The 25808-nt window shown below is 43.4% G+C and carries 25 protein-coding genes; 8 read left to right on the plus strand and 17 right to left on the minus strand.

Annotation, left to right across the window (positions count from 1 at the left end; genetic code table 11):
• Positions 1–14 precede the first annotated feature (14 nt).
• Positions 15–935 carry a hypothetical protein gene (locus PATL_RS16530; protein ID WP_011575958.1) on the minus strand — a complete coding sequence of 307 codons (921 nt, stop codon included), beginning with the start codon at positions 933–935 and terminating at the stop codon, positions 15–17.
• A gap of 152 nt (positions 936–1087) precedes the next feature.
• Here PATL_RS16530 and PATL_RS16535 point away from each other — a divergent pair, with 152 nt between their 5' ends.
• A complete protein-coding gene (locus PATL_RS16535) occupies positions 1088–1870 on the plus strand; it encodes a sulfotransferase family protein (protein WP_011575959.1) in 783 nt (260 codons plus the stop codon).
• A gap of 121 nt (positions 1871–1991) precedes the next feature.
• Here PATL_RS16535 and PATL_RS16540 read toward each other — a convergent pair whose 3' ends face one another.
• The 9 genes from PATL_RS16540 to PATL_RS16580 form a co-directional block, all read right to left on the minus strand.
• Complete coding sequence (locus tag PATL_RS16540; protein ID WP_041713986.1) at positions 1992–2828, minus strand: sulfotransferase domain-containing protein; 837 nt, start codon at positions 2826–2828, stop codon at positions 1992–1994.
• Positions 2829–2961: 133 nt separating this feature from the next.
• Entirely contained in the window at positions 2962–4299 is a 1338-nt protein-coding gene (locus PATL_RS16545) for a hypothetical protein (protein ID WP_011575961.1), read from the minus strand.
• Between the two features lie 399 nt (positions 4300–4698).
• Positions 4699–5658, minus strand: coding sequence for a type II secretion system protein GspK (locus PATL_RS16550; RefSeq protein ID WP_011575962.1), 960 nt, complete (start codon positions 5656–5658; stop codon positions 4699–4701).
• A complete protein-coding gene (locus tag PATL_RS16555) occupies positions 5655–6308 on the minus strand; it encodes a PulJ/GspJ family protein (RefSeq protein ID WP_011575963.1) in 654 nt (217 codons plus the stop codon). Before PATL_RS16555 ends, PATL_RS16550 begins: the two co-directional genes overlap by 4 nt.
• A gap of 6 nt (positions 6309–6314) precedes the next feature.
• The gene (locus tag PATL_RS16560; protein ID WP_011575964.1) at positions 6315–6731 is read right to left on the minus strand and encodes a prepilin-type N-terminal cleavage/methylation domain-containing protein; all 417 of its coding nucleotides are present in this window, start codon (positions 6729–6731) and stop codon (positions 6315–6317) included.
• Positions 6718–7146 carry a prepilin-type N-terminal cleavage/methylation domain-containing protein gene (locus PATL_RS22255; protein ID WP_011575965.1) on the minus strand — a complete coding sequence of 143 codons (429 nt, stop codon included), beginning with the start codon at positions 7144–7146 and terminating at the stop codon, positions 6718–6720. The genes PATL_RS16560 and PATL_RS22255 overlap by 14 nt, the downstream gene beginning before the upstream one ends.
• Position 7147: 1 nt before the next feature.
• A complete protein-coding gene (gene gspG, locus PATL_RS16570) occupies positions 7148–7567 on the minus strand; it encodes a type II secretion system major pseudopilin GspG (protein ID WP_011575966.1) in 420 nt (139 codons plus the stop codon).
• A 123-nt stretch (positions 7568–7690) separates the two neighbouring features.
• On the minus strand, positions 7691–8881 hold the full coding sequence (locus tag PATL_RS16575) for a type II secretion system F family protein (RefSeq protein ID WP_011575967.1): 1191 nt from the start codon (positions 8879–8881) through the stop codon (positions 7691–7693).
• Positions 8878–10563 carry a GspE/PulE family protein gene (locus tag PATL_RS16580; RefSeq protein WP_232283242.1) on the minus strand — a complete coding sequence of 562 codons (1686 nt, stop codon included), beginning with the start codon at positions 10561–10563 and terminating at the stop codon, positions 8878–8880. The genes PATL_RS16575 and PATL_RS16580 overlap by 4 nt, the downstream gene beginning before the upstream one ends.
• Before the next feature lie 159 nt (positions 10564–10722).
• Here PATL_RS16580 and PATL_RS16585 point away from each other — a divergent pair, with 159 nt between their 5' ends.
• From PATL_RS16585 to PATL_RS16600, 4 genes are read left to right on the plus strand one after another with little or no spacing between them, the layout of a single operon-like run.
• Positions 10723–11673 carry a hypothetical protein gene (locus PATL_RS16585; RefSeq protein ID WP_011575969.1) on the plus strand — a complete coding sequence of 317 codons (951 nt, stop codon included), beginning with the start codon at positions 10723–10725 and terminating at the stop codon, positions 11671–11673.
• A complete protein-coding gene (locus PATL_RS16590) occupies positions 11670–12251 on the plus strand; it encodes a hypothetical protein (RefSeq protein WP_011575970.1) in 582 nt (193 codons plus the stop codon). The genes PATL_RS16585 and PATL_RS16590 overlap by 4 nt, the downstream gene beginning before the upstream one ends.
• Positions 12244–12705 carry a hypothetical protein gene (locus tag PATL_RS16595; RefSeq protein ID WP_011575971.1) on the plus strand — a complete coding sequence of 154 codons (462 nt, stop codon included), beginning with the start codon at positions 12244–12246 and terminating at the stop codon, positions 12703–12705. Before PATL_RS16590 ends, PATL_RS16595 begins: the two co-directional genes overlap by 8 nt.
• A 42-nt stretch (positions 12706–12747) precedes the next feature.
• Complete coding sequence (locus tag PATL_RS16600) at positions 12748–14883, plus strand: type II and III secretion system protein (protein WP_011575972.1); 2136 nt, start codon at positions 12748–12750, stop codon at positions 14881–14883.
• Between the two features lie 138 nt (positions 14884–15021).
• On the opposite strand, the gene PATL_RS16605 is transcribed toward PATL_RS16600, so the two are convergent.
• From PATL_RS16605 to wecA, 7 genes are all read right to left on the minus strand, one after another.
• Entirely contained in the window at positions 15022–15513 is a 492-nt protein-coding gene (locus PATL_RS16605; RefSeq protein ID WP_011575973.1) for a hypothetical protein, read from the minus strand.
• 482 nt (positions 15514–15995) lie between these two features.
• Positions 15996–17447: an LPS biosynthesis protein gene (locus PATL_RS16610; RefSeq protein WP_011575974.1), complete on the minus strand. Its 1452-nt coding sequence runs from the start codon at positions 17445–17447 to the stop codon at positions 15996–15998.
• A 2-nt stretch (positions 17448–17449) separates the two neighbouring features.
• A complete protein-coding gene (locus PATL_RS16615; protein ID WP_011575975.1) occupies positions 17450–18100 on the minus strand; it encodes an ABC transporter ATP-binding protein in 651 nt (216 codons plus the stop codon).
• Positions 18097–18882: an ABC transporter permease gene (locus PATL_RS16620; RefSeq protein WP_041713991.1), complete on the minus strand. Its 786-nt coding sequence runs from the start codon at positions 18880–18882 to the stop codon at positions 18097–18099. Before PATL_RS16620 ends, PATL_RS16615 begins: the two co-directional genes overlap by 4 nt.
• A gap of 18 nt (positions 18883–18900) precedes the next feature.
• Positions 18901–20664: a polysaccharide biosynthesis/export family protein gene (locus PATL_RS16625; protein WP_011575977.1), complete on the minus strand. Its 1764-nt coding sequence runs from the start codon at positions 20662–20664 to the stop codon at positions 18901–18903.
• Positions 20661–20888 (minus strand): hypothetical protein, encoded by a 228-nt coding sequence (locus tag PATL_RS22720; RefSeq protein WP_157043421.1) that lies wholly within the window; start codon positions 20886–20888, stop codon positions 20661–20663. Before PATL_RS22720 ends, PATL_RS16625 begins: the two co-directional genes overlap by 4 nt.
• Positions 20889–21127: 239 nt before the next feature.
• Positions 21128–22192, minus strand: coding sequence for a UDP-N-acetylglucosamine--undecaprenyl-phosphate N-acetylglucosaminephosphotransferase (gene wecA / locus PATL_RS16635; RefSeq protein ID WP_011575979.1), 1065 nt, complete (start codon positions 22190–22192; stop codon positions 21128–21130).
• 555 nt (positions 22193–22747) lie between these two features.
• On the opposite strand from wecA, the gene PATL_RS16640 reads away from it, so the two are divergent.
• From PATL_RS16640 to galE, 3 genes are all read left to right on the plus strand, one after another.
• Positions 22748–24235 (plus strand): peptide MFS transporter, encoded by a 1488-nt coding sequence (locus PATL_RS16640; protein WP_011575980.1) that lies wholly within the window; start codon positions 22748–22750, stop codon positions 24233–24235.
• Positions 24236–24371: 136 nt separating this feature from the next.
• The gene (locus tag PATL_RS16645; protein WP_011575981.1) at positions 24372–24671 is read left to right on the plus strand and encodes a DUF6170 family protein; all 300 of its coding nucleotides are present in this window, start codon (positions 24372–24374) and stop codon (positions 24669–24671) included.
• 4 nt (positions 24672–24675) lie between these two features.
• Positions 24676–25692: a UDP-glucose 4-epimerase GalE gene (gene galE / locus PATL_RS16650; protein ID WP_011575982.1), complete on the plus strand. Its 1017-nt coding sequence runs from the start codon at positions 24676–24678 to the stop codon at positions 25690–25692.
• Positions 25693–25808 lie beyond the last annotated feature (116 nt).

Below are 25808 nucleotides of genomic sequence, written 5' to 3' on the forward strand. Positions count from 1 at the left end.
TAAAAACCGCCTTTCTACCAAATATGATTTAGTTGCTGCAAAATTCGCCCATAGTCACGCTCTTCGCTTGGTAAACAGTAACTTGCCGCGCGTTTTCTGCCTCGCCACTTATTTACCCTAGCCGTCCAAGACATAGTGCTTTTTAATGCCTTTAAAATAGCGATTTGACACGACACAAGACTCAACTCACAGGCACTAATATTCGCTGTAGGTAAACTATATTCACGGCTCGCTATACAATCAGGTACCACAACCCAATCCGCTAACGCCATGGCTTCAATGCCCGGCAAATAAAAGCCTTCTGTTTTATTTGGTAAGGTAATCACCACCTGACTCTCAGCCATTGCATGATAAATATCTAGCCGCTGGGTAAAGGAATCGTGAATGAGTACCCGCAAGCCCATGCCCCGAGCCCAGTCATGCAGTTGTCTACCCAAGGCGGGTTGTTTACTGGCTAATACATACAAATCGTAGCGCTTGGGCAGTCGTATATTGGGGATATCGTGACCCATGTTAACCGTAAAGCATGGGCCATTAGCGAACGGCTCTATTGCCCGTTTTACCGCATCTGACACACACAATCGAATCGCTCTGTGGCGTAAAAACTGGAATAAAGAATGGGCCTTATCACCGTGGCGAACATGTTGCACCAAATTGATCTTTATTTGCTCTGACGCAAAAAAAGGCTGATATGCCTGCCAATCCATACCGGCCAAAAAAACCACATCTGCGTGGTCAGGCCGGTATTGTTCTACATAATCAATATCAGCTAAATTGTTGAAAATAGAGCTTTGGTCATCTGTATCATTTTTCAGATACAAGGTCGGTGTGTATAATCCGCATGCAAGCGTATGCTTCAAGTAGTCACATACTTTTTGATGCCCACCAGTGTATCCTTGGTAGTGACGGTGAAAGGCGATGGTCTTGCGCGGCAAACTATAACGCTCCTTATTGGTAATATTGTTTTGTACTGTGTCTTTGTAACGCTTATTCCAGTGCGACTCTCAGTATCAGCACCACTGTTTGATCGCAGATAATACAGATTATAAGACGATGAATTTCACTATTTTAAGCAGCTGGATGATAAATGGATACAAGTAGCCACCTAAATTTGTTTAATCTACATATTATTGGTGTGCAAAAGGCAGGAACCACCGCATTAGCACATTTTTTGAATCAACACCCTGATGTCTATGTGGCAGACCATAAAGAGGCTCACGTATTCGATCACCCAGATTTTAGCGACAGCAAAGATAAAACAGCTTTCGCACATCACCGCTATAACGCAAAGCTAACAAATTACCAAGACCAAGCTATCCGCTGTGACGCTACGCCCATCACCGCATTTCGGACTGAATACTTGCAGGCCTGCTATCAATACAACCCAGAGGCCAAGTTTATTATTCTGTTGCGTGACCCAATCGAAAGAGCCGCGTCTCACTATCGAATGTCACTCAGTCGTGGGCAAGAGCACCGCACGATGTTGGGCGCATTTTTACTTGAGCCATTTCGGCTTATGGGTATCAAAAAATCAGGCCCTTGGGGGTTCGATGATCCCTACCGCCACCATTCTTATCTGAGGCGAGGCTGTTATGCAGCGCAACTAAAAAGAGTACTGGCCATTATTCCTAGGCAGCAATTATTAGTGCTACATCAAGAAGACTTACAACAAAATCATGAACACGTGCTGCATCAAATATTCGAGTTTATCGGGGTGACACCTGTAAACGTGCCCGCCCAGCAAGTCTATGTGGGCAACAAGCTCAAGCCGCGTATGTCAGATGCTCTCGCGAAATTTTACGCAAAGTGCTATTTCTCACTACGAAAAGAAAACATCACACGCTGGCAACGTATCTTAGATAAGCGTTAACTCAATTGTATTGGTTGCGTCCTTTGTACCTTGAGGTTTTGTCACCTTAAAGGCTTATGCTCGCGAACACTTTTTCGCATACATTCTGACGACATCCTTCCCCACTTACGCCAGTCACCCTTTATATCTTTATCCCTTTGCGCTCTAAAGCAGTGGCTATAGCGTCTTTATTATAATACTTTCCACAGTCTAACGTCAGTAGGTGAGGTACTGCCTCTTTTAGTGTGTCCAAGGTCGCTGCGCTGAATGTTCGTGACTGTTCAGATAACGTCTCGCGGGCTTGTATAGGTAAAGCAAGCGCTTCATCTAACACAGCGCCGTTAGTTGCCACAACATCTTCGTAGCGAATACAGGTTAAACCGCTTTGCATAAAGCGCGATATAAACCACTGATAAATACTCAGCTGACGCCCTAAGCAATCTTTGTCCTGCAAGCTAAGTCTAAGGGCTTCATCGAAACGCTCACCGGCGGGTATGTGCCCGCGATTCACCGGTAAATCAACAGTAAACCAAGACAGTAAGACATCCACTGGGTTACGCACAATACACAGTATTGAAAACTGCTGAATCAGCTGAGGTATAAGCGCAGTAAACAAGGCATTTTGCTTTACAATCAAGTGATAGCTGATTTTATCCCTAGGAGGTAATTGCACTTCCCCGCGCTTAGCGACCACTTGGCGCACGCCAGCAATAGCATGCTTACCAACAGGGTTATCAATATCCAAGCCGCCCTTATCACCGTGGCTAAAAGGCTGTCCTTTTTCAATCGCCAAATCAAACTGATATATCTGCTTGGCAATTAAATGGCTGGCCTCAAAGGGCGTGCATTTATCTGGGAAGAGACTCGGATTAATTGGTTCATGTAGCGCCACCATGTCATTACGCTGATTGAGTAAGTTACAGCACAATGTGGTGCCGGAGCGAGGAATACCGCTAATGAGTTTTACAGAAGATGACACATCAAATCCTTGTTGAATCCATAAGAACAAACAACATTCTGCGACCATCATTTGTAGATAAAGGTTTCATATATCAAATTTTGGGCACAAAAAAGCCCTCATGTGAGGGCTTTTAAATTAAGTTAATTAAAACTTAGTTTAATACAACAGTATCAGTAGACTTGTCTGCAACGTTTACAGTCTGAGTCGTAGCTGAAACGTTCTCGTCTTCTGCTTCTACTTCTAGAGTTGCAGCAGTACGAGTTCTACCAGTTAAAGTAACGATGTCAGTTGCTTTAATAGCGATCATCTCACCTTTAGGAACAATACCAGTTGCTTTGTCGCCAGCTACTGCTTCTACACCGTCTTCAGATGTGAAAGAAATAGTGTATGCAGCATCAATTGAACCGTAGTTAGTGATGTATAAACGTTGGTTGTAGTCACTAAATGTAGTCAAGTAAGGTACTTCAATAGTAGTTGTATCATATACAATTTTACCTACTACGTCAGAAACTTCATCGTCTACAAGTTCAAGGCTGTAAGAACCTTTGTTGATTACTTCAGTAGTATCAACAGTTACACATAGGTACTGTTTAGTAGCAACAGTAACAGCAGATGCAGTTGCAGCGTCTTCATCAGCATTAACAGTCAAATCGATATCAGATACGCCATCACAAGCAGGTGTTATATCTAAAGTCCAAGCACCGAAGCTGAAATCACCAGTAACTGTTACGTCTTGTGAAGCGGTAAGTAGAGTAGCAGCAGTTACTGCAACACCTGCAGGGTTGTAAGCTGTGCCATCAACGTAACCAGTAACGTCAAGCGCACCAAGGTTACCTAGTACAGCAGAAACTGCATCACCATCAGCGCCAGCGCCAAATTCAAACGCTTTAAAGTCACTCGCTACAGTAGCTGTAGAGAAGCTAGCGTCAGCGATTTCGCCAGTTACGATTGAAGCAACTGATGAAAGAGGAGCGGTGTCAGTGTATAGACCGTTTACTTCGTTCACTGCATCAGCAGCAGTCTCATAAGTTGAAACAGTTACAGACGTTGTACCAGAAGCATTTAGCAAGTAGTTAGCAGAGGCAACTACGTAAGCTTGAGCAGCTGGGATATCAGCTGAAGCAGCAACTTCGAAAATAACGTAAGTTGCTTCGTCACCGCCTTGAGCAACTGAAGCAGTACCATTAGCAGTAGTAAGAGTAGGTACTGCATCGAATTTAGCACCGTTACCTAGAGCTACGCGAACGTATTTTGACGTACCGTTACCGATAGTGAAACCAACACTAGCTGATACGTCTAAAATGTTTGTATTATTAACCGCTTCCAAAAGGCCATCTGTCAAATCAGTTGATTCAATTGCTTCAGAGGCGAAAACTGCTGTTCCGTATGGGTCAGCAGTTGTACCTGCCGCGTCTAAATCTACAGCTGCGTATGTGTTTGCTGAAAAGGCTGTAGCAACGGCTACGGCTAATATTTTTTTGTTTATCATGTAAAAAACTCCTGCAAGAGTGAATAACTATAGTTTATTAAAAATCGTCGTGGCTAATCGCCACCAAGTCCTTGGTGAACATTCACCCGACTAAGTTCGTAAATTACAACACTAGGTAGTGGTAATCAACTTATTATTCTAATTTTGTCTGTACTTACCAATACTTAGCCAAAAATTCGACTAATTGCGGCCTAACATACTAAAAATATTGTTGTAACGAAAGGTTCTTTTTTTACTCTCGAATGACACAACGCAGCAATACTCAAACATTTACTTCTAAAAGTCAAAGAATTGACTTAAAAAAATGACTTTGAATTAACATACCTACGTATATCTAAACATACCTTACAAGTCACAAGAACACATTTAGTGACTCCAGAGAAGGCTGATACAAAGCGATCAAGGTTTCTCTGCATAACGTCTGATTGTGTAAGGCGCAACTGAGCCCCGGCCACGTTCTACTTTGAGGTTGGAGCTTACAGCTCCCTTTTTAACCAATACTATGAATTGGCTGCCCCCTAACCTGGAAAAATAATCGTCAATCTCTACTGATAAAGAAGGCTCTACTGCAAACATGTCGGATACACTGGTTAGCCACCGTCCTTGGTCACGTAACGATTCAACTTTCTTGGCGCTGTTTGGCCAAAAAAGCTCCCACAGTGCGATAGGCATCGCATTTAGATTGATTGTTTCACTGCGACTGAGGCTACAAAAGGTCAAAAATTGAGGAGCGCGCTGCAATAATTCATCCCAACGCATTAGTTTTCTTAACTCCGTGCAGCTTTGAAGCAAAAAATTAGCAGGCTCCTGAAATAGCCTACCTTTATAACTGCTGCGCTCTGCGCCTGCCGGGCGACGCCAATTATCAGCATCAGCGTAATCCGCTAGTATATCTCCTAAATATGATTGCTGTACTGCGTCATACCCAGTATCTCTTAAATATCGCTTTAACCAGTATTGAGTCGACGAGTTAATTGGGATAAGCCCAGCCTCGTTTTGCAACGAAAAACTCAACCCATCTTCTTGTTTGATAGTTTCACCATCGGCTCTGATTTCGTCGCCTATCACTCGATATAACCAATGACCTTCATCATCACTTAATAAACCTTGTGGCTCTGTCCCTTGACTCAGCCCAGCCTCTGTTACCCTTTGCGTGGCAATAAGGTATGTTAGCTGATTTTCTTTTGCGTAGACTTGAGCCAAATCATGTAGCATTTGCTTAGATTGATCAGCTAACGCTAGGCGACTGTTCAAGGTAGTGGTCGCTACGCCCAATAATATCACCATAACCACAGAAACTATCAACACTGCTAACAATGCAGCGCCACTATTTTTCCTGTATTTGCTATGTTTAATCAAAATTCATACCTCCCAAACAAGGGAAGTTCCGGCGGAATATCAGCCCTCACCGGTCGCTCTGGCTTAGCAACGCTCCAAACACGACTGCCACTCATAACACGGATTGCGACCGGCAACTGACCGTCATCCGGCTGAAAATCGTTGAGCCATGCTTTGCCGTTCCAATACTCAAAACGGGGGGCCTCTGAAAAAGTTGCTATTTCAATGAATTCTTGAGAGGTTTCAGATTTGAAAGACAGCGCCCAGCCAGCAGTTTTGTAAGTGTCAATATCACTTCTAGTCTCAGATAGCATAGATTTAGGCGCTAATCGCCATTTTAACTTTTGAGGTATATGTAGGTCGTCATCAGGGCTCGCATAAGACACAAATGAATATGCATCAGGCTCACCACGCACCAATACGTTCGCGGGGTGATATAGTAAGGCCCCTGAAACACTTTGGGCAAACCAATTAATAGGTAATTGTGCCGACGAATTCATTAGATCTCTCGCGGATAATCGCTCAAAATTCCGCCAAGTAGTTGACAAGCCTTGAGTCAACAAACTGGTAGTGAGGGCTAAAATCACCATTACCACCAGCATCTCAACCAATGTAAAGCCTGTATGAGTCAGCCTCGGCTGAGCTTTGCCAAAAGGCTCACGAGATGACATTATGCGTTACCCATTAAATTCAATATAATCAGGGTCACGCCACTGTTGCACCAATTGAGTGGTAAAGGTGTCAATGGTTTTACCGCCCCGTGAAATTTGCCCTTCAACCTCATACAAAGACACAACCCAAGCGGGTTGACGCCGATAGGTTTCTTGTTTGGAATTTCGGTTTTCTTTTGCCTGCCACCTTACTTGATATTGACCTATCTGGTATTCACCATTGCTAGTATCACGTAACGTTTCTAGTTCCAACCTCACCCTAAATTGTGAAAAAACTTCAGGGAGCCCCAAGGCTCGCTCTATGCTTGACGTTGAGGTAGCTGCAGTGCCAAACCAGCCCCATACCGCACTAAAAACCAGAGACAATACCACTAAAGCCACGATTGCCTCGACCAGCGAAAAGCCTTTATCAGTCTTGAGCATGACGGCGTATCTCGCAATAAGGAGCTAAAACATCGAACTTTACGCGTTTATCATTCTGCTCTTTTTCGCTCTGAATTATGGCAATTTGGCCTCCTTTGCAATAGCCGTTAGCCAGAACCACTACGGGTTCCAAAAATTCAAGTTGCAAGTCTTGTGCTTGTAATTGACTCGCATCGCTGATGGTTATTGCGCTGCCCTGACGATTAGCCTGCATGGGCAGTAGAGCAAGCTCGCTGCTTAGGGCTGAACGCAGCGCATTGGCCTGTCGGCTGCGCAGCCAAGAATCTAGGCTGGGGGCGGCCACTGATGCAATTAACCCCAGTAATACTAGGGTCACCAGGAGTTCAACCATGGTGAAGCCGAAATTATTTGCAAAACCGTGCTTTTTCTCTTTTTTGTGCTTGCACTGGTTCATATTAAACGCTGGGTACGTAACCTATATCGGCATTGAGTTCTTCACCACCTTCAACTCCGTCAGCTCCTAAACTGTATAGGTAAAAACCCTGGGCTGCTTTGCTGTCAACCCGGTATTCGTAGTTTTTATTCCAAGGGTCTAAGGGTAAGGTTTCGTCTAAATAAGGGCCATCCCAATAATTTTTAACGTCATTAGGCGCGCTGTGCAAATCACCTAAAGATGAGGGATATGTGCCTACATCTAGACGATAGGTTTGTATTGCCATCTTTAACATTTTCACTTGGGTTTCGGCTGTACGTACTTTGGCGCTGTCCACTTTGCCAAAAAACTGTGGCCCGACTAGTCCCGCAAGCAAGCCTAAGATAACCAGCACCACAAGCAATTCGATCATGGTAAAGCCTTGCTGACTACATTTTTTCATTACACACCTTTTCATTCTCACTGCACCTCAAAACTCAAAAATAAAACTCAAAAAATAAGGGGACTAGTACATAAACTTTTAAACGTAGCAGCGTAAAACATACGTGACTAAAGTCATATGCCTTTATATATCAATATCTGTCGACGCTGTGATCGCTAAGACAATCCCTAAAATCATCACACCGATAATGACCCCGACAATTAAAATAGCGATAGGTTCCATCAGTGTGAGCACTTGCTTCATACGTCTTTTACAGGCGGTATCATGTAGTGTCGCCACCGCCGTTAGCATTTTACCTAATTGACCCGTTCTATCCCCTACTGAGACTAGATTAAGTGAAGTTGAAGGCACCAAGCGAGAGCGCTCAAGAGCATCCGTAAATGCCACCCCTGATTCAACATCACTAACCATGGCCAAGGCACGGCTTTTACGCCGAGTAAAGTCACAGCTTTCTGCCGCAAGTCTTAGGGCCACCACAAGATTCACCCGCGCTTGTAGCATAGCAGCACACAACGACGCCCAGCGCGCCGCGTCTTGCTCTGCCAGCCATGGACCAATCACAGGCAGCTCTAGCGCGGTGTCCATTAGCCAGCGCTGTACCGATGGGTTCATGAATATCGACGCTATCAGTATTACGATGCCAACGATAAAAGCTAACACTGTATAGGGTGAGTCATTTACTGCTTGACCGGCAGTTAAGACTAAATAAGCCAGCGCAGGGAGCTCTTTTTCACCGTCCAATAAATGGCTAAACTTAGGTACCACAGCAAAAAAGATAATCAGCATGGCGGCAAGGCCTGAGCCAATAAGCACTAACGGGTACGTCAATGCACCGCGAACGTCGTTTTTAATCGCTTGCTCATAATTCAATTGCTCAGATGCATTTGTGAGAGCAATGGGTAGCTGCCCGCCTAATTCACCTGCGCTAACAAGATGAGCAACATATTGAGGAAAAGGTAAACCAGAAGCCATGAGCGCCGCCGATAAGCTTTCGCCGCCTTCTATTCGACTGGCCATGAGCATAAAGCCTTTGGCCAAATTGGGGTGTTCTTTATTTTGTCCAAGGGCTTTGATAGCATCGATTAACGCCACCCCAGAAGAAGTCAGCGTGGCCAACTCTTGTAGCGGTATGACTAGATCAGTAACTTTTACCCGGCGACTGCTTTTGACCAGCGGTTGCGCCGCTTCAACGGAAAACACCTCGATGCGTTGTTCTGCGAGTTTACGCACAGCGTCTTGCTGACTTACCGCGTCAATCTCGCCTGAGATTGGCTGCTTAGACGCGATTTCTAACCCAGAATAGTTAAATTTCACAACTCGCTCTCTTCCACACTGCACACGCGCAACACTTCTTCAACGCTGGTCACCCCGCGAGACGCTTTTAATAAACCATCATCCAACAAGGAGCGACTACCTGAACGTCGCGCTAATGCCCGTATTTCAGATAATGGTGCACTGTGAGTAATTAAATCGCGCATGGCTGAGCTCACAGGCACCAACTCGTATACCCCCATTCGACCACGATAGCCGCGCCCTTGACACAGCTTACAACCAACGGGTTTGCGCCAGTCGCCCTGGTTTAATTTTTCATCGAGAAAGGTAGGCGCTTCGGTGGGCTCGCTGCAATGGGAGCACAGTTTACGCACTAGGCGCTGGGCTTGTACTCCTTGTATAGTGGCCGCCACCATGAAAGGCTCAACGCCAATGTCCGTCAAGCGTGGAAATACTGAACAAGCATCATTGGTATGCAAAGTAGACAACACCAAATGGCCAGTCAGTGAAGATTGCACCGCGATATCGGCGGTTTCTTTATCACGAATTTCCCCTACCATGATCACATCAGGATCTTGACGTAAAAACGTCCGCAACGCTCGAGCAAATGTATAGCCAATGTCTGGCCTTGCTTGTACCTGCGTGATGCCATCAAGTTGATATTCTACCGGGTCCTCAACGGTGACAATTTTCTCGGCGCCTGTTTTAATGTCTGATAGCAACCCATACAAGGTGGTAGATTTACCCGAGCCTGTTGGTCCGGTCACTAAAACAATACCGTTGTTAAGCTCACCCCACTCACGTATCAACGCCAAGTGGTCAGATTCAAATCCTAAGATGTCGAGAGACAGTTCATCGCGTTTCTTAGGCAATAAACGCATTACAATAGACTCGCCATGTACATCTGGTGCGGTGGACACCCTCACATCAAACTCTTTGTTGCTGGCACGCACTGTAAAGCGGCCATCCTGCGGTAAACGTCGCTCGGCAATGTCTAATTGTGCTAAAAGCTTAATCCGTGATGCAATGGCTGGAAATCGCGCCATGGGTTGTTGCATAAATTCCACCATACGTCCATCAACCCGAAAGCGCACAAGCATATTTTTTGAACTTGCCTCAATATGAATGTCTGACGATTCTGCCTGCACTGCCCGCTCAACGATACTATTGACAAGGTTAATCACTGGGGCTTCTTCGGCTAAGGCGGCAATGTCAGTGGAGGCGTTGCCAAATAATTCCGAAACAGCTCTTTCTCGAGAGGCATCATCGGTAATAGCGGCAGCCATAGCAGGCGTCAGTAACTTACACGTCACAGTGCTCTGGCCTGCAACGTCTTTAATCACTGATAATGGGAATTGGGCCACGGGATCATCAGTATAGACATCTATTATCGACTCGTTCACTACTGGAAATATTGAATGGTCTAAACACCAGTCAATACTCAACCCTAAGCTAACACTTGCAGCAAGCACTTGTTCTGCGTGTGGGCATTCAGAAACTTGACTGACTAATGGCCACTGAATAATCTCGCTTATTGCACTGAAAACGGTGTCTTCACCACACAAGCCAAGTCTAGATGTGGCTGATGCTAAAGAGCAATTTAACTCTTTTGCCGTAGAATGTGCTAAACGCACATCGGCTTCGCTTAATGGCACCGATTGGGCAAGATACTGCATTAAGTTATCACCCAAAGAGGTAGGGTCGATATGAAGTTTACTGATCAAATGAATGCCTTGTACTTGTTGTATAACGCGCTTTCGAGGGTTTATACATTTCTGAACGCTGTAAAGTGATATTCGAGCTAAAAAACCGAAGTAGTCATTAACCTATTGACACCAATAGGTTATATTACACCACAAAAATAGTATTAATGAAGTTCTTTTATGTTGGTATTCAACCACTCAAGTAAGCAAATACAAAAACAATTCGAAAACATGCTAGCTAGGGTTGATCAATTCATTTGGCCAGCCACAAAAACGTCAGATGCTGAAACTAAAGCGTTCTTTGTGTTTAAACCCTACCCTAAGCAACTAAAACGCAATCAAATAGAGCAATGGGCATTGCTGCAATCTGCCGCACTTTCCCCTTTCGTCAATGGGGACAGCTATCAATATTTAAGCAAAGCCGGTTTACACCTTTGGGTTTGTCAAAATCGTTTCCACGGTATACCTGAGACTGCGATGCAAACGGTGCTCGCCGATGGAGAGCACGTCATTGTTGGTAAAAATATGCATTACCAACAAACTTGGCATAGTGGTTTATTAATCGCTTGTGATACCGTTCCTAATGGCGCGATAGAGAATACGTTGAATGCAAAAGAGCCTCTTAGGATAGATAAACGAAAACCTTGGGCAGTAAACAGGCAAATAGAACAACAGTTAAAAAAGCCGACTGTTTGGCTTGCCATTGCCTGTTTTATGAGTTTATGCGTGGCGGTGTGGCAAGGAGCGGCTTATGTGACCTTGAATGTACAGCAAATGAATGCAGAGAAAGACATCAGTGAGCTGCAAGACAGGTTAGGCGAGCAACTCGCACAAAAAAGCCAGTTACAGAGTCAACAAGAAGGGCTGTTATTATTGCAAAGGTGGCACAGCAAATTCGGTTTTTTACCGGAAACATTGGCTGCACTTGCCAGTAAAATAAACCAACAAGGCGAATGGGAAGCAAACGTTATAACATGGCAAAACCGCACCATGACACTTGAAATTTCCGCCAGTAATTTAGATATAGCCTCTTTGGTCAATGAGCTAGAACAGTCTGAATCTCTGACCCAAATTAATATTCGCCCCCATGCCAAAGAAAATACTTGGGTGTTAGAGGCCAGCGTAAAATGACACAAATACAAAAATTAGCGAAAAGTCAGTTGATTACTGAATACCAACAAAATAAACGTTTGCAGTGGATGGTGCTACTCATTATTTGTATTCTTGCCATATCGCTGTTGAAGCAATTTTCCGACAAGATAGGCCTACAAAGCAATCAAACCCAAAGTCAACTCGACTTACTGGCTAGATTAGAGAAAACAGCGCAGCATACTATTGATGGAAACATCATTACGTCTATCAATCGTCGTTACTCAGAATGGTTGGAGTCTCTGCCTAGTGCAGCATCTGCAAGTGTTGCTGAAGCACAAGCGCTAACGGAAATAGAACAAAACATCGGAAAATTACTGAAACGTAAACGCCTTAATCTGTTGGGTTCTGAACAATTGGCTGGCAGCAAACAGGTTATTTGGCAAGTAAGAGTTGAAATAGCAGGGCAGCTCGATGAACTAAACCTGATAGAACTGTTAACACACTTTGACAACACAGATAAACATGCCAGAATCGCCTCTTTTCAATACAGTCCTAAAACCTCTAACAGCATAAATTTGGTGATCGACGTGATTTATAAAAGGGCAAACAATGCCTAAGCAGCTTTTATTACTATCAGTGCTGGTACTGTGCTTTTGCGCGATTATCTCGCCGCTGATGAATTTCCAATCTGCTGGCTCAACGAAAGGCCCTCGAGAGTTTACTCTGTCTGATAGTGAAACCTTTAATCAAATAGATTGGGTTGATGTCTTATCCCAGATACCGCAGTACCAAAAAAAAGTCTCTTTTGATGCTGACTCAGTTACAACGACTTCTTCCCCAGAGGTAAAAATATCAGATGGCATCGTGGTTGGTATCGTCGTCGGTGAGCCTGCTTCCATTTTACTTTATGCAAATAGTATGGAGTCATTGGAGCCACTTCAGCTCCGGGTCGGAGAAGGCTGGTTGAAGGGCTGGATCATAGAAGCGATTAATGCGGATACCGTAGAGTGGGTGAATACTGACACTCAACAGACTTATACCCAGATGTTATTCAATTATTCAGATTCTTGATAACAATACCGAATAATAGCAAAGCGTAGGATCAAATAATTCATGTTTTTCAAATACCCCATTACTTTTCACGGCTGTAATAGGCAGTTGAGTCTCGCACTCATCACGGCTTGCCTAGCAAGTTGCGCTAACTTGAAAGGAGCAGGATATGAGGCAGCCCAACAAGATGACGTTATATTCAGCCAACCCATGCGCCCTCCGAAGACGCTACCAGATTCAGATGTATATGTGCCATTAGACAAGACGATCGAAGCTCAAGAAACAATAGACGTTTTAACGGCCCCAAATATCAATTCGAACGTAGCTGCAGTAAAAGCACGTGAAGCTGTTATGCCAGAATTGAGCAGTGAGCTGGTAAATCGTCTCACCTTCAATAACATGCCAATCCCTGTATACATTAATGAAATTTTTGGTAATCAATTAGGACTCAATTTTGTTATAGAGCCCAGTTTGAAGAATGCTGAAGACCTTGTCACCATGCGCCTCAATCAAGCGGTAGACCAAAAGAACTTATACGAGCTCGCTACTCAAACATTAAAGTCTTACGGCGTCACAACATCAATTAAAAACAACGCAATTTTATTCTCATTTTCTGAAAATGCTGGTAATGAAACCCCATTATTAATAAGTGGTCGCACTCTACCAGAAGTTCCGTCTAATAGTCGCCCACTTTTTTATGTATATCCTCTTCAGTCTGTTACCACGCCCATGATCCGAAGCTGGCTTTCTCAGATGTTTCCAAAAAAAGAGCTTGAGATAAAAGAAGATATTTATCAAAACGCTTTGATATTTATTGGCCCGAATCGGGCGATAGAACAAGCCGTAGCCGCAGCAAAATTGCTCGACAAACCCGCTATGCAAGACATGTTTAGCCGTATTATTCGACCTACGCTAAGCGACGTAAATGATTTAGCAAATAACCTAGAAAATGTATTGAAAGCGGAAGGCTATGCAGTTAGGCAATCCGATGGGGCGTCAGCAATTCGTCTATTAGCCTTGAGTTCAGTTAATCAATTAGTGGTATTCGCAAAATCTGAAAACGTTTTAAACCACGTTATAGATTGGGCTAAAACGTTAGAAACCGAGCAGCATAAAAAAGTTGATAAAGGTTTATTCAGTTACCCTGTGCAGAGTACCCAAGCTACACATATTGTAGATATATTAAATAGCTTGGGTGTTGCAGACTATAAAAGTAATAATTCAGATAAAAGCAACACAACAAACTCAAATAACTCAGCTCCTCGCACCTCCAACTATCCCGATGCACTCGAAGAAGATGTAAAAGGACGTTACGCCGTAGATGAGCAATTAAATACAATATTGTACAGTGGTAGTGGCAAAGATTGGCTGCAGATATTGCCCGTAATAAAGAAACTCGATAAGCCCGCTGCCTCTGTTATGGTTGAAGTAATACTTGCTGAAGTTCAATTAAACGATAGTGAAGACACTGGTGTGGAGTGGCTAGCAAACTCATCATTAGGACGTTTTGGGATTACAAGCAGCACCATAGGTGGTCTAGGGCTTGGCGCCAGCGGCTTTAATATGACGTTAGACAGTGCGGGACAGACTCGAGCCATGTTGAATCTGTTTTATAAAAACGAGAAGGCCAATATACGTTCCAGGCCAAGGTTAATGGTAAAAAGTGGTGGTGAAGCGTCGATCGATGTGGGGAATGAAATTCCGGTCATTACCTCCAACAGCCAAAGCACCACAGATTCAGATGCCGTAGTATTACAGACCATTTCTTATCGTAAAACGGGCGTATTGTTAGAGGTAAAGCCAACTGTACACGCTTCAGGCTTTGTAGACATTGAAATTACTCAAGAGTTGAGTGAAGCCACTGAAACCTCATCGAGTGATATCGATTCCCCTACTATCTTGAACAGAAAAATCAGTACCACGGTTACTTTAAGGGATGGAGGTTCAGTGCTACTTGGTGGTCTTATTTCCTCCACGACAAGTACAGGTACTCAAGGGGTACCAATATTAGGTAGATTACCAATGATTGGTAAGTTGTTCAGTACAGATTCAAATGCCCAGGATAGAACTGAGCTGATGATTATGATTATTCCGTATATTCTAAATTCACCTGATGAAGCAGAACAGTTAACAGATGAGCTACAAAAAGCCAGAATTGATAAGTTGTCTGATGGCATGGTAGGTAAAAAGCGGCCTTAAATTAAGGTGGCTTGTAAATTAGCGCTTATTACTAATTAACCCTGACAATATAAATAATTAAAAAAGCCCTAGTGCATGATGATCTATGTGCTAAGGCTTTTAGGACGTATAAAGCTTCTATGAGTTAACACTTTTACATTAGTTGCTGCTTTTTACGATGAAATTTTGCGTCACGGTAGGTAGGTTTCCTGTATCCAAATTTTCCACTAAGTAATTTTGTTCTATATCTAATGATGTCGTATTTTTTACACCTTCGCGGTTTTGAACTTCAAGGTGCAATGGAAATGACACAGACAAGGCTGATAAAACCGATTGCCCACTGTTATTCTGTGAGTCAGCGACATTTCTCGCCATTAATTCTGGCTTTCCAACACAAGAAATACTGACGAGGTGTGCGCCTTTGTTCTGCCTGTTAAGCTCAATCTCAACATCTTTAATTAAAAACTCAGGAAATTTTGGACCTCGGCCTAATACATCCATTACATGCAGAGCCTCTTCTGCACATTCAAATCCGCTGGCTTCGACTGTTTTGCTTTCATGTATGGAAGTGTAAACATCTGCATCGGCTACACTGGCCAAAAGGGACAATGCCCCAATACACATTTTATTTCTGATTGGGCTTTTTATCATAGGGCTATAAGACTCCGTAACATAAGTATTAAATTAATGTGAAGGCATTAAGTAGACGATATAAATAAGTCTGTATTTATCTGTTTCAATGGTGTTGGCTAACATATTTGTCAATTATCACCAGGACAATACACACGTAATTTTACATCACTAGATGGGTTAGCTAGTGACAAGCGCACACACCATAAACACGACGAATTATCAAAACCTTGAGCTAGGCAAAAACCCTCCTATCGCAGTTTCAAGAGCTGACAAGGGCCAAGCCAAAATGTTTCCATACGTCCTTGAGGCTCTGTTGCGGCCCTTTTTTAGACAAAGAGCCTGCAAGACTACAGTACGATTAAAGTTCTGGCATATAAATTAAACTTCAATAAGCAAAAACAAGCCGCGCAAATAGTTAACGTTGTCGATACAAAATGCCGCAAATGAGTGGTACTTTTAACGCTAGCATTTTGCTTGGTACAACCTAACTACAACGCTGCTTAGCGTAATTCATCTACTGTCGCTAGAATTATCCGACCGATACCAAATAACATCAGCAGTACCGCTAAAAAGAGGCTCATGTTATAAAACACTTCAGGGTATTTTGCTTCTTCTGGTAAGGTTGGGGTTTCCACTGTTACTAAGTATTTTAATTGCCGATACGCTTCGATTCGAGACTTTTCCAAAGACACTTGAGAGGATGTATAAGCCTGCAACGCTAACTCCATGTCGATTTTATGGTCCGCGAACTTAGCTAGCACCTGACTCACACTTAGGTTCTTTTCACTTTCTGGAAGCGAGTCATCAGTTTTCGATTGGTCGGTCAAGCGCGAACGCTCTTTCTCAAGTTGCTGTTGCATACTATCTAATTGAGATCTAGCTTGAATAACCTGTGAAGCATTGTCACTCATACTGCTCTTTAATGCTCTCAGTTCAGTACGTTTTGCAGCTATTTCCCCCTCTAGGCGATAAGTAATTTGCTGTAATGCCATCCCTTCAGCTTGAGGATCGAGTAGATCATGACGGCGCTGGAACGACAGCAACTCAGTTTTTGCTTTTTGTAATCTTTGCTCGACCTTGAGGTGTTCTAGTTTAACAAATTCAAGTTGCTTTTTGGCTAGGTTATGCCCAATTTCGTTAATATACCACTCAGCATGTTCAACGATAGTCTTGCTCATCAAGTGGGCAAATTCAGGGTTAAATGCTTGTACAAAGACACTGACAACTTGTGATTCAGCATCGAGCTCGACAACGACTTTATCTTCGTAATATTCAAAAAGAGCTTCACGACTGGCTTCATCGTCTAATCGACTAAAAAGATCATTATTACTGTCGCTGTAATGCGCTTTGATGGCCAATGTATCTTCTAAATACCTCAGCATATCGTTTGAGTAAATAAAAGCCTTCACCAGCTCTGTGTCTAAATTACCACTACCTACACCGAACCCGGTCATCAGAGCCATTGCAGGGTCTAGCGTCGTCATGCCATCAGGTTCGCGCACGATTAACCTAGCTTGGCTTTCAAATCTCGGGCTGGCTACGACAAGCTGATAAAAGGAAAATAACAAGAAAGGTAACAACACAAATAGCGCGAAGGGACGTTTGAACTTCGCCATTTGTGGATGTGAGAATACTCCCGCTATTTGATCACCCAAACTTTGAGCATTATTGAGTAATCTGCCGCCCTTAGATTCCCGGGAAGAGGAAATCGCTAGTGCAGGCTCCTCACGAAGTGCCTGCTTCCTAAGTGCGGTCAACTTTTGTTGGTGCTGCTCTGTTGGGTGAATATTTTTAACCCTTTGCATTAATCTAAAGGCAAGTGCTATATCAACCAGAGCAAGCTCATCTACCTTAGCGGACAAATATTGCCAGTCAGACCATTGTTCGGTCGACAATGATGATCGTAATGTGCGAAATCGCTCTTCTAATGCCAATTGAGCTTGCTGAGTCATGTTTATAACGCCTGATATTGTTTGATCCCTTCCTCGAGATCATTGTAAAAAGTTAGTTCACCCTTGTGTAACACAATAGCGCTGTCGCAAAATTGTCTGATTTCGTTCATTTCATGGCTGACCATAACAACGTTTGCAGTTTCGCTGCGCTCTAACAGTGCTTTTCTGGCTTTTTTACGGAATTTGGCATCCCCTACCGAGGTCACTTCATCAATGAGGTAGACGTCAAAATCAATTGCAATTGAACAGGCGAATGCAAGACGTGGTTTCATGCCACTGGAGTAACTTCTTACCGGAAGATCGAACTTATCCCCTAGCTCCGCAAATTCTCTGACTCTGCGTTCGTAAGTATCTAAGTCTGCGATACCATTTACCTTGCCAATAAAACGGGTATTTTCGCGCCCGGTCATTTGTTGATGTATTCCTGTGGTTAACGCCACAGGCCAAGATAAACTAAGATCGGTTAAAACTTTTCCTTTGTTGGGGTATTCGCTTCCTGCCAATAATCTGAATAAGGTTGATTTGCCCGCCCCATTTGAACCCAGTATGCCAATGTTATGGCCTGAGGGAATATCAAAACTGAGATCCTTAAAAATATACTGCTTACCCAAATGTGAGGGGTAGTATTTAGTTAGGTTTTCCAGCCTTATCATCGACTGATTGCCTGCTTCCAAGATACTTGATAAAGCGCCAGAGCAAGGAAGCTAAAACTTAACACACACCCTGCTAGAAACGACATACTCACCCCTTCAATTCCATAGGTGGAATAAGCAGAATAGCGGGCTAATTCGATAGCATGCAGAATGGGATTCCAATCGAGGTAATGCCAGTATTCTTGCGGAAAATCCTGCAATGAAAAGAAGACGCCCGAAATGAAAAACATCGGTCGGGTAAGTAACTCCCTGACTTTTCCCAACTCAGAAATGAACATCTCTGCAATACCAAATATCAAACCGACCGCCACAGCGAAAATCCATAGCAAAATGAAACACGCTAAAAATAATAAAGGATCAGAAACCTGAATATCCATACCCATGAAGTACATGATGACTAGGATACCAGCGATAACGAATATTTTTACCAGCATCTGGAATAAGGCACCGGCGATAACAGCACTTATAGGTTGAACTTGCCTGAATGCAAATAAGGCTTTATTTTTGCTAATTGCCCTTGCTGAACCACCCATGGTCTGCAAAAAACATTGAATAAATAGGATCCCGATAGCCATAAACGTGAACGTTGGCATCGTATGAGTTTCACCTCCACCGAGACGCCCTCGAATGAATGACAAAACAAATATGAACACGACAGGATTAATAACAGCCCAACTCAAGCCAAATTTATCATTAAACCCAGTACGTATTTCACGGGTGAAGAGCGCAAAGATTACATCACGCCATATTTCCCACTTATTTCTTTTTATTACAGCTGTCATACTAGTGAGCTTTGCTCATTAATCTCTGGCTACATTAGCGGCAATAGCAATTTGATATACAATCTGAGTCACGTCTTTTATAGTTTGCATTAATTTAGTGTCTACTTTTGGCAGTACTAAAATTTGATCCCCAGGCGCTAGCTTATTTTTGCGCTCTTCGCTGAACCATATCTCATTGTCACTTGCCATAAAATCAGTTAAACCATTCGCGTGCACAATTGCTATACGTTCATCATCGGCTCTGTCACTAAAACCTCCCGACCAAGCTACATAATCAGTTAACGTTGCATTGGGATTGTATACGATGGCTTGAGGCATTAAGACCTCGCCCGACACTTGGATAAGGTCGGTTTGTGCTGGGATGACAATCTCGTCACCTTGCTCAAGACGTATGTTGGCAACTTTACCATTTTCCGAAACGATGACTTTGCCGAGAGGGACAACGCTGCGCGCTCTAGCCACAAACTGAGTTACTAACTGCGCTTCTTGTGCTCTGATCCCAGCTTCGCCGCTGCTAGAAGCGGGCGCAGTGAAAATACTACGTTCTAAACGTTGTAGTGACTCTTCGAGAAGTGCTTTTTGTTGCTGCACTACACTTTGCCGCTTTATGTAAATCGCACCATAATTCGCTTGTTTAGGATCAACTTCAATATGACTAAGTAAGTCTAACAGACGAGTATCTTTCTCTACGGTATAAAACGACGGTCCTTCATAACTTCCCGAAATTTGTACACTGATGACCTGAGGTCGAATATCATCATTAAACAAGACAGTATCACCATCAGACATAGCAAACTGAGAAAAGTTATCAATGGGTAAGTAAACCGACACGAATCCATTTTCTCGATTACCCGTCACAGCGACATGGCTCGACTTACTTAAAGGGCGGGCGTAATACATAAGGTCTCGCCCCTGTGCTTTTTCATCTTTCAGTTCAAATCTAAACGGGTACCTTGCCGCACCTTCAACAGTCACCATAGGCCCTTGTTCTTCTACAAAAATGACATCCTCATCTTTAAAAGAAAAAGCCTCTAGTTTCCCCTGTTTCAAAAAATCGTAAAGATCGTATTCAATAATGACGCGATCATTACGCAACACTTTAATACTGCGGTAGCTGCCCCGATACGAATCAATACCACCGGCTCTCTTAAGGAAAAATAACAGAGAGTCAGATGCTAACCCCGCATATTGGCCAGGTCTGCTGACAGGCCCTGCGACAAATACACTGATAGGCGTGGCGGTTAATAGGTTGACATAGACATTCACATTATTTGTATAAATAGACTTAATCTTTCGAGTGACGACATTATTGATTTGACTGGCAGAAACATCCTTGACTTTGATTGGCCCTACATCTGGAATAAAAAGATTCCCTTGATTATCCACTGTAATAACGTCAGAGCGGGTTACCGCCCCCCACATTTGAATAGATAACTTGTCACCTGGTGCCACTAAATAAGCACTGTTCAGTCCATCACTTCGCTCGGATTCGAAACCGCCGTCAAATAAATTTGCGCCATAAGGAGGGGGTAGACTTTTTTCCTGGAGAGAGGAAACCGACGAGACGCTACGATTAGGTAGATTAACTTGTGAACCTCTACCAGTACTATTACCACTTGACTGTATATATTGAGATATATCGACTTGTTGATTGGCCCCAGCAGCCACTTGGGCTTGGCGTAACTGTTCTTCGGAAATATTTTGCTGAGCGCTTGCTGTAACAATGAATACTAGTGATATAGTCGCAAGGCTAATTGATAAAAAGTTAGAGAATTTCTTCATTTTGCTGCTCTACTCGGATTTTCATTATATTGCGATATAACCGGCCTAACTTTGTACCATTGTTTTAATTCATTTAGGCAAAACACTAGTGGACCGCTGTCGGAGAAAGTTACTTTTTTGCAACGAAATCCGCTAGCAGAAAAAAACTCAGCCCCGACCACACCGGTTTCATTTTTTGCTCTAAAGCTGTCACCTTCTGCTTTGCGTGATAGCACTATTTGCATATCATCACTTTCAGGGCGTGATTCGCCAATATAAGAGTGCTCCACGAGCGGCCTACTGGCAGTTGGCTGATTAATGCTTGAGCACCCTTGAAAAAAAACTACGCTTGCCAGTAAATAACAATATTTATTCATATACACATTGGTCTGAAATTTAGTGAATGAAGACTAACGCGAAGCAACGCATTAGTAAAACGACTTGGCTAAAGTGGTAAACACAGTGATGTATTTAGTCCACTGGGTTAATTAGTGTTCCGATCACGGACAAAGCGTAGAATTGTCCAAATATTTTGAATTACAAAACTGTAGACGAACAATAATAGGATAAAACTACCGAACATCACCGACTCGGCCACATTAAACATTTCACCTAGGATACCGATAGCTGCATAACCACAACCAAGCAATAAAATAGCCGCTAGTGCTCGGCGAGATGAAAGTCCTGCTCGCATAAAAATATTGTGTAGGTGTTGACGATCGGGGCGTAACATCGATTGCCCTTTACGTGCTCGACGGTACATGATTGCCGCCATATCCATCAACGGTAGACCAATAATCCAAACCGCTGTAATGGGGCGCATAGCCGGGCTACTTCCCTGCGTATAATCAACCATTAACCATACTATGGTTAACCCAACGAACATACTTCCACTGTCCCCCATAAATATCTTATTGCCTTTAAAGCCTTTCCAGCTGAGGTTGAATGCAAGGAAAGGAACAATCGCGGCGATAATAAGCATTGGTCCCATAATGGCACTGCTGTTATTTGAGAATATCAGTAAGAAGACGACGCCACTTAATACAACTAGGCTCATTCCACCTGCCAGCCCATCAATCCCATCGATCATATTAAAAGCATTAATAACCCCCACAACACAAATAAGCGTGAAGAAATAGCCAAACATCCCTAAATCTGAACTTCCTGTTCCTAATATATCGCCCACTGAGCTTATATGATTCTGCGCACTCCACGCCATTATAGCCGCGACAGCAAACTGGCAAAGTAATCGGCCTTTGGGACTTAAATCAAACCTGTCGTCTAGCATGCCAAGTAAAACAATGAATGCTGCCGCAGTAAAAAACTGTGCCCCATTTTTCAGCCAGACGTCAGTTACGAAACTCGCGATAAGCACCGCCATAAAAATAGCCACACCACCGGTAAGTGGCACAGTATCACCATGATGTTTGCGCTGATTTGGTTCGTCAACCAAACCCAAGTGATGCGCCATAGGGGTCATAACGATAAGTAAAATGAAAGCGACAAAGAATGCCGTAAAAATTGGAAAAAATTCCAGATGAGCTAACATACCGCTTGATATTCCTTTTCAAAGTATTGCCGAAAACACTTATTCAAACTAAACCTCAACAACACCTTTCTACGAAATACAATAATGATAAGGCAGAAATATTGCTTAATCTAAAGTGGGATTGACTAAGAACACTATTAATCGTAACCCACGGTTGAAATGCTGCAGTATGTTAGCAAATGAACAACCGTGTTTACCAGCATTTAAACGTTAAAATTTGTACTCGGTTTTTTATTGCTCAAATACTCGAAAAAGCGCCACGAGGTGTCGCCAAGCCCATACATCACAACCTTCTTAAAGATAAATAGGTATATGCCTCTTCTGGTGAAAAATAATATATGGATAATACAGTACCGAAATCAATTCTTAAGAATTTCATCTCGTTTTTAGCGCCTTTCTTGTCTTCATCCCTTGGCTCTAGTATAAACGTGGCTGAAAATCGTTAACTACCGTTAGAGTAGTCGGCAAAAACAATAATCATAACCAGACTTTTAGCATCTTCATTCGTGTTTCTTTTTTAAAATAAAGACGCTAACTGGGTTTACGGCAGGTATTATGACAACAAAAACAAAAGATTTTTTAGGCCAACCAGGGGGCCTTTCTACCCTATTCTTCACCGAGATGTGGGAGCGCATGAGCTACTACGGCATGCGCGCATTATTAGTACTCTTCATGACCGCCAGTATTCAAGAAGGCGGTTTAGTGATTACGGTAGCATCCGCTACTGCGATTTACGGCTTATACACCGGCGCAGTTTATTTTATGGGTTTGCCCGGCGGCTGGATAGCCGATCGCCTAATTGGCGGACAGCGAGCTGTTTGGTACGGCGGTGTGATCATCATGTGTGGTCACATAGTGTTGGCGATTCCTAACAACTCAACCTTCTTCGTTGGCTTAGTGTTAGTCGTCTTAGGCACAGGCTTACTTAAGCCAAATATCGGCGCTATGGTCGGTCAACTGTATGCAGATGACGACGATCGTCGTGATAGTGGGTACACACTTTATTATCTAGGTATCAACCTAGGTTCAATCATTGGTTACATCGTATGTGGTTACCTGCAGGTTGAAATGGGCTGGCATTGGGCTTTTGGTGCAGCAGCCATTGGTATGGGTATTGGCTTAATTCAATATCGCATGACCATTCACAAATTAGACGGCGCTGGTGCACAACCTATGGTGGCGATGTCTGCGACCGCCACTAAGCGTTCTTGGCAAGTCATTGCTGTTGCCATGATCGGATTAGCCGTTGTAACGTATTTGATGATCAGCGGTCAGCTTAGTTTTGACCCTGTTACCATGGCGCAGTACGTGGCTATTGCAATTACTGTGGTGTTCTTGGCTTATTATGCCGGTGTGTTCTTTTTTGGTAATTTGGATGCAAATGAGAAACGCAGCTTAGGTGCGCTTTTCTTGGTATGCTTAGCCTCTATCTTTTTTTGGACCGGCTTTGAGCAAGCAGGCTCGTCGCTAAACTTGTTTGGCCGTGATTATACTGAGCGTATGTTAGGCGATTTCGAGATCCCAACAGCTTGGTTCCAATCCGCTAACTCGTTCTTCATCATTATTTTATCACCGTTTTTCGCGGCTTTATGGATAAACCTAGCCAAGCGCATGCTGACGCCATCATACGGCCTTAAATGTGCTGTCGGCTTAATTATTATGGCAACGGGTTTCTTGGTCATGTTCTTTGCAGCCCAAGCTGCTGCGACGGGCTTGCGCGTTGCACCCTATTGGTTAGTCGCTACTTACTTCTTACATACCGTAGGTGAATTATGCTTAAGCCCTGTTGCATTAGCTGCCGTAAGTAAGCTTTCTCCTAAGCGTTTTGCTGGTCAAATGATGGGTGTTTTCGTATTAACTTATTCAATCGGGAACGTCATAGCCGGTCTGTTGGCAGGTAACTTCGATCCGAATAAAGTAGAAGATATGCCTAACCTGTATTTGCAAATTAGTTTATTCACCATTGCCATCGGTATTGTCATTTTCTTGCTGAGCTTTAAAACCAAAGCATGGGAAAAGCTTGCTGAGAACAAGCGAGCATAATGGATGCAGAGCTGGTCAACGAGCCAGCTAACAAACGTGGTTCGCCAGTGGCGAATTGATTAATAATATAATACTATAAATAGCGCCTACCTGTTTAACTTCAGCTAGGCGTTTCTTTTAGATAAGCAAGAGTGAAATGAAAATCTATTTTTCGTCTAGAGACATTCCGAGTATTACCCATTTGCCGTTGACTGAGCGGTTAGCCGCCATTCAAATTGCTCAAAATAAACTAACAGGACCTGAAAAGCTCCTGCTCAACGTTTTAAAGTTAGCGGTGCTCTTGCCTATATTCATCCTAATATTTAGAAGCACTGAAAGCTGGTATTCACTGCTTTGGGCGGCACTGGTAGCTGCCCTTTACCCCTTAGTGCTTAGACCAATACAATATAGTCTGTGCGCGAAATACATTCCCCAAATTGACCACCAAGGAGAGTAACCCGATGCAAACAATTTTAGTAACAGGCGGCGCTGGCTACATTGGCAGCCACACGGTTTTACAATTGCTGGAAAACAACGATAAGGTCGTTGTTCTCGATAACCTATGTAACTCTTCAAAAGAGGCGTTAGCTCGCGTAGAAGAGCTAACCGGCAAGCAAGTAACGTTTGTAGAGGGGGATATTCGTGATGCCAATGTGCTCGATACGCTATTTACCTCTCACAGCATTGATTCGGTTATACACTTTGCTGGGCTAAAAGCGGTCGGTGAATCGGTTGAAAAGCCATTGATGTATTACGATAACAACGTTTACGGTACCCTGGTGTTATGTGAATCTATGGCTAAGCACAATGTGAAAAGCTTGGTCTTTAGCTCTTCTGCTACGGTTTATGGCGATCCCGTTGAATTACCTCTGCATGAAGGATTACCCACTGGGCAACCTACGAACCCATACGGTCAATCCAAGTTAATGGTGGAATTGGTATTGCGGGATTTGTATAAGTCTGACAACAGTTGGAACATTGCTGTGCTGCGTTACTTCAATCCAGCAGGGGCGCATCCTTCAGGGCGTATAGGGGAAGATCCAAACGGTATTCCTAACAATTTGATGCCGTTTATCACCCAAGTGGCGACAGGTAAACGTGAATTCCTGTCAGTTTTCGGTAATGACTACGACACACCTGATGGCACTGGGGTACGTGATTACATTCACGTAGAAGATTTAGCCGCTGGCCATCTTAAGGCGCTAGACAAGCTACAAAGTGATGTTGGCTTAGTGACTTACAACTTAGGTACGGGCCAAGGCTATAGCGTAGTCGACATGGTGAAAGAGTTTGAAAAGCAAAGCGGGCAAACCATTGCTTATAAATTCGTACCTCGCCGTGAAGGTGACGTAGCAGCTTGCTATGCGGACCCAAAACTTGCCAGCGAAGCTTTAGGCTGGAAGGCAGAAAAAGGGTTGGCCGATATGTGCCGCGATTCTTGGAATTGGCAATCGAATAATCCGAACGGTTATAAGTAAATTTCAGCATTCAGTTGTAGAAGCTAAACCAATTCCTGGAAAACAAAAAAAGCCCAATTAACCTAAGTTAATCGGGCTTTTTTTTGATGCTTACCATGGCGATTCTATTTACTTAG

It is taken from the genome of Paraglaciecola sp. T6c (assembly GCF_000014225.1).
Classification (GTDB): Bacteria; Pseudomonadota; Gammaproteobacteria; order Enterobacterales; family Alteromonadaceae; genus Paraglaciecola; species Paraglaciecola atlantica_A.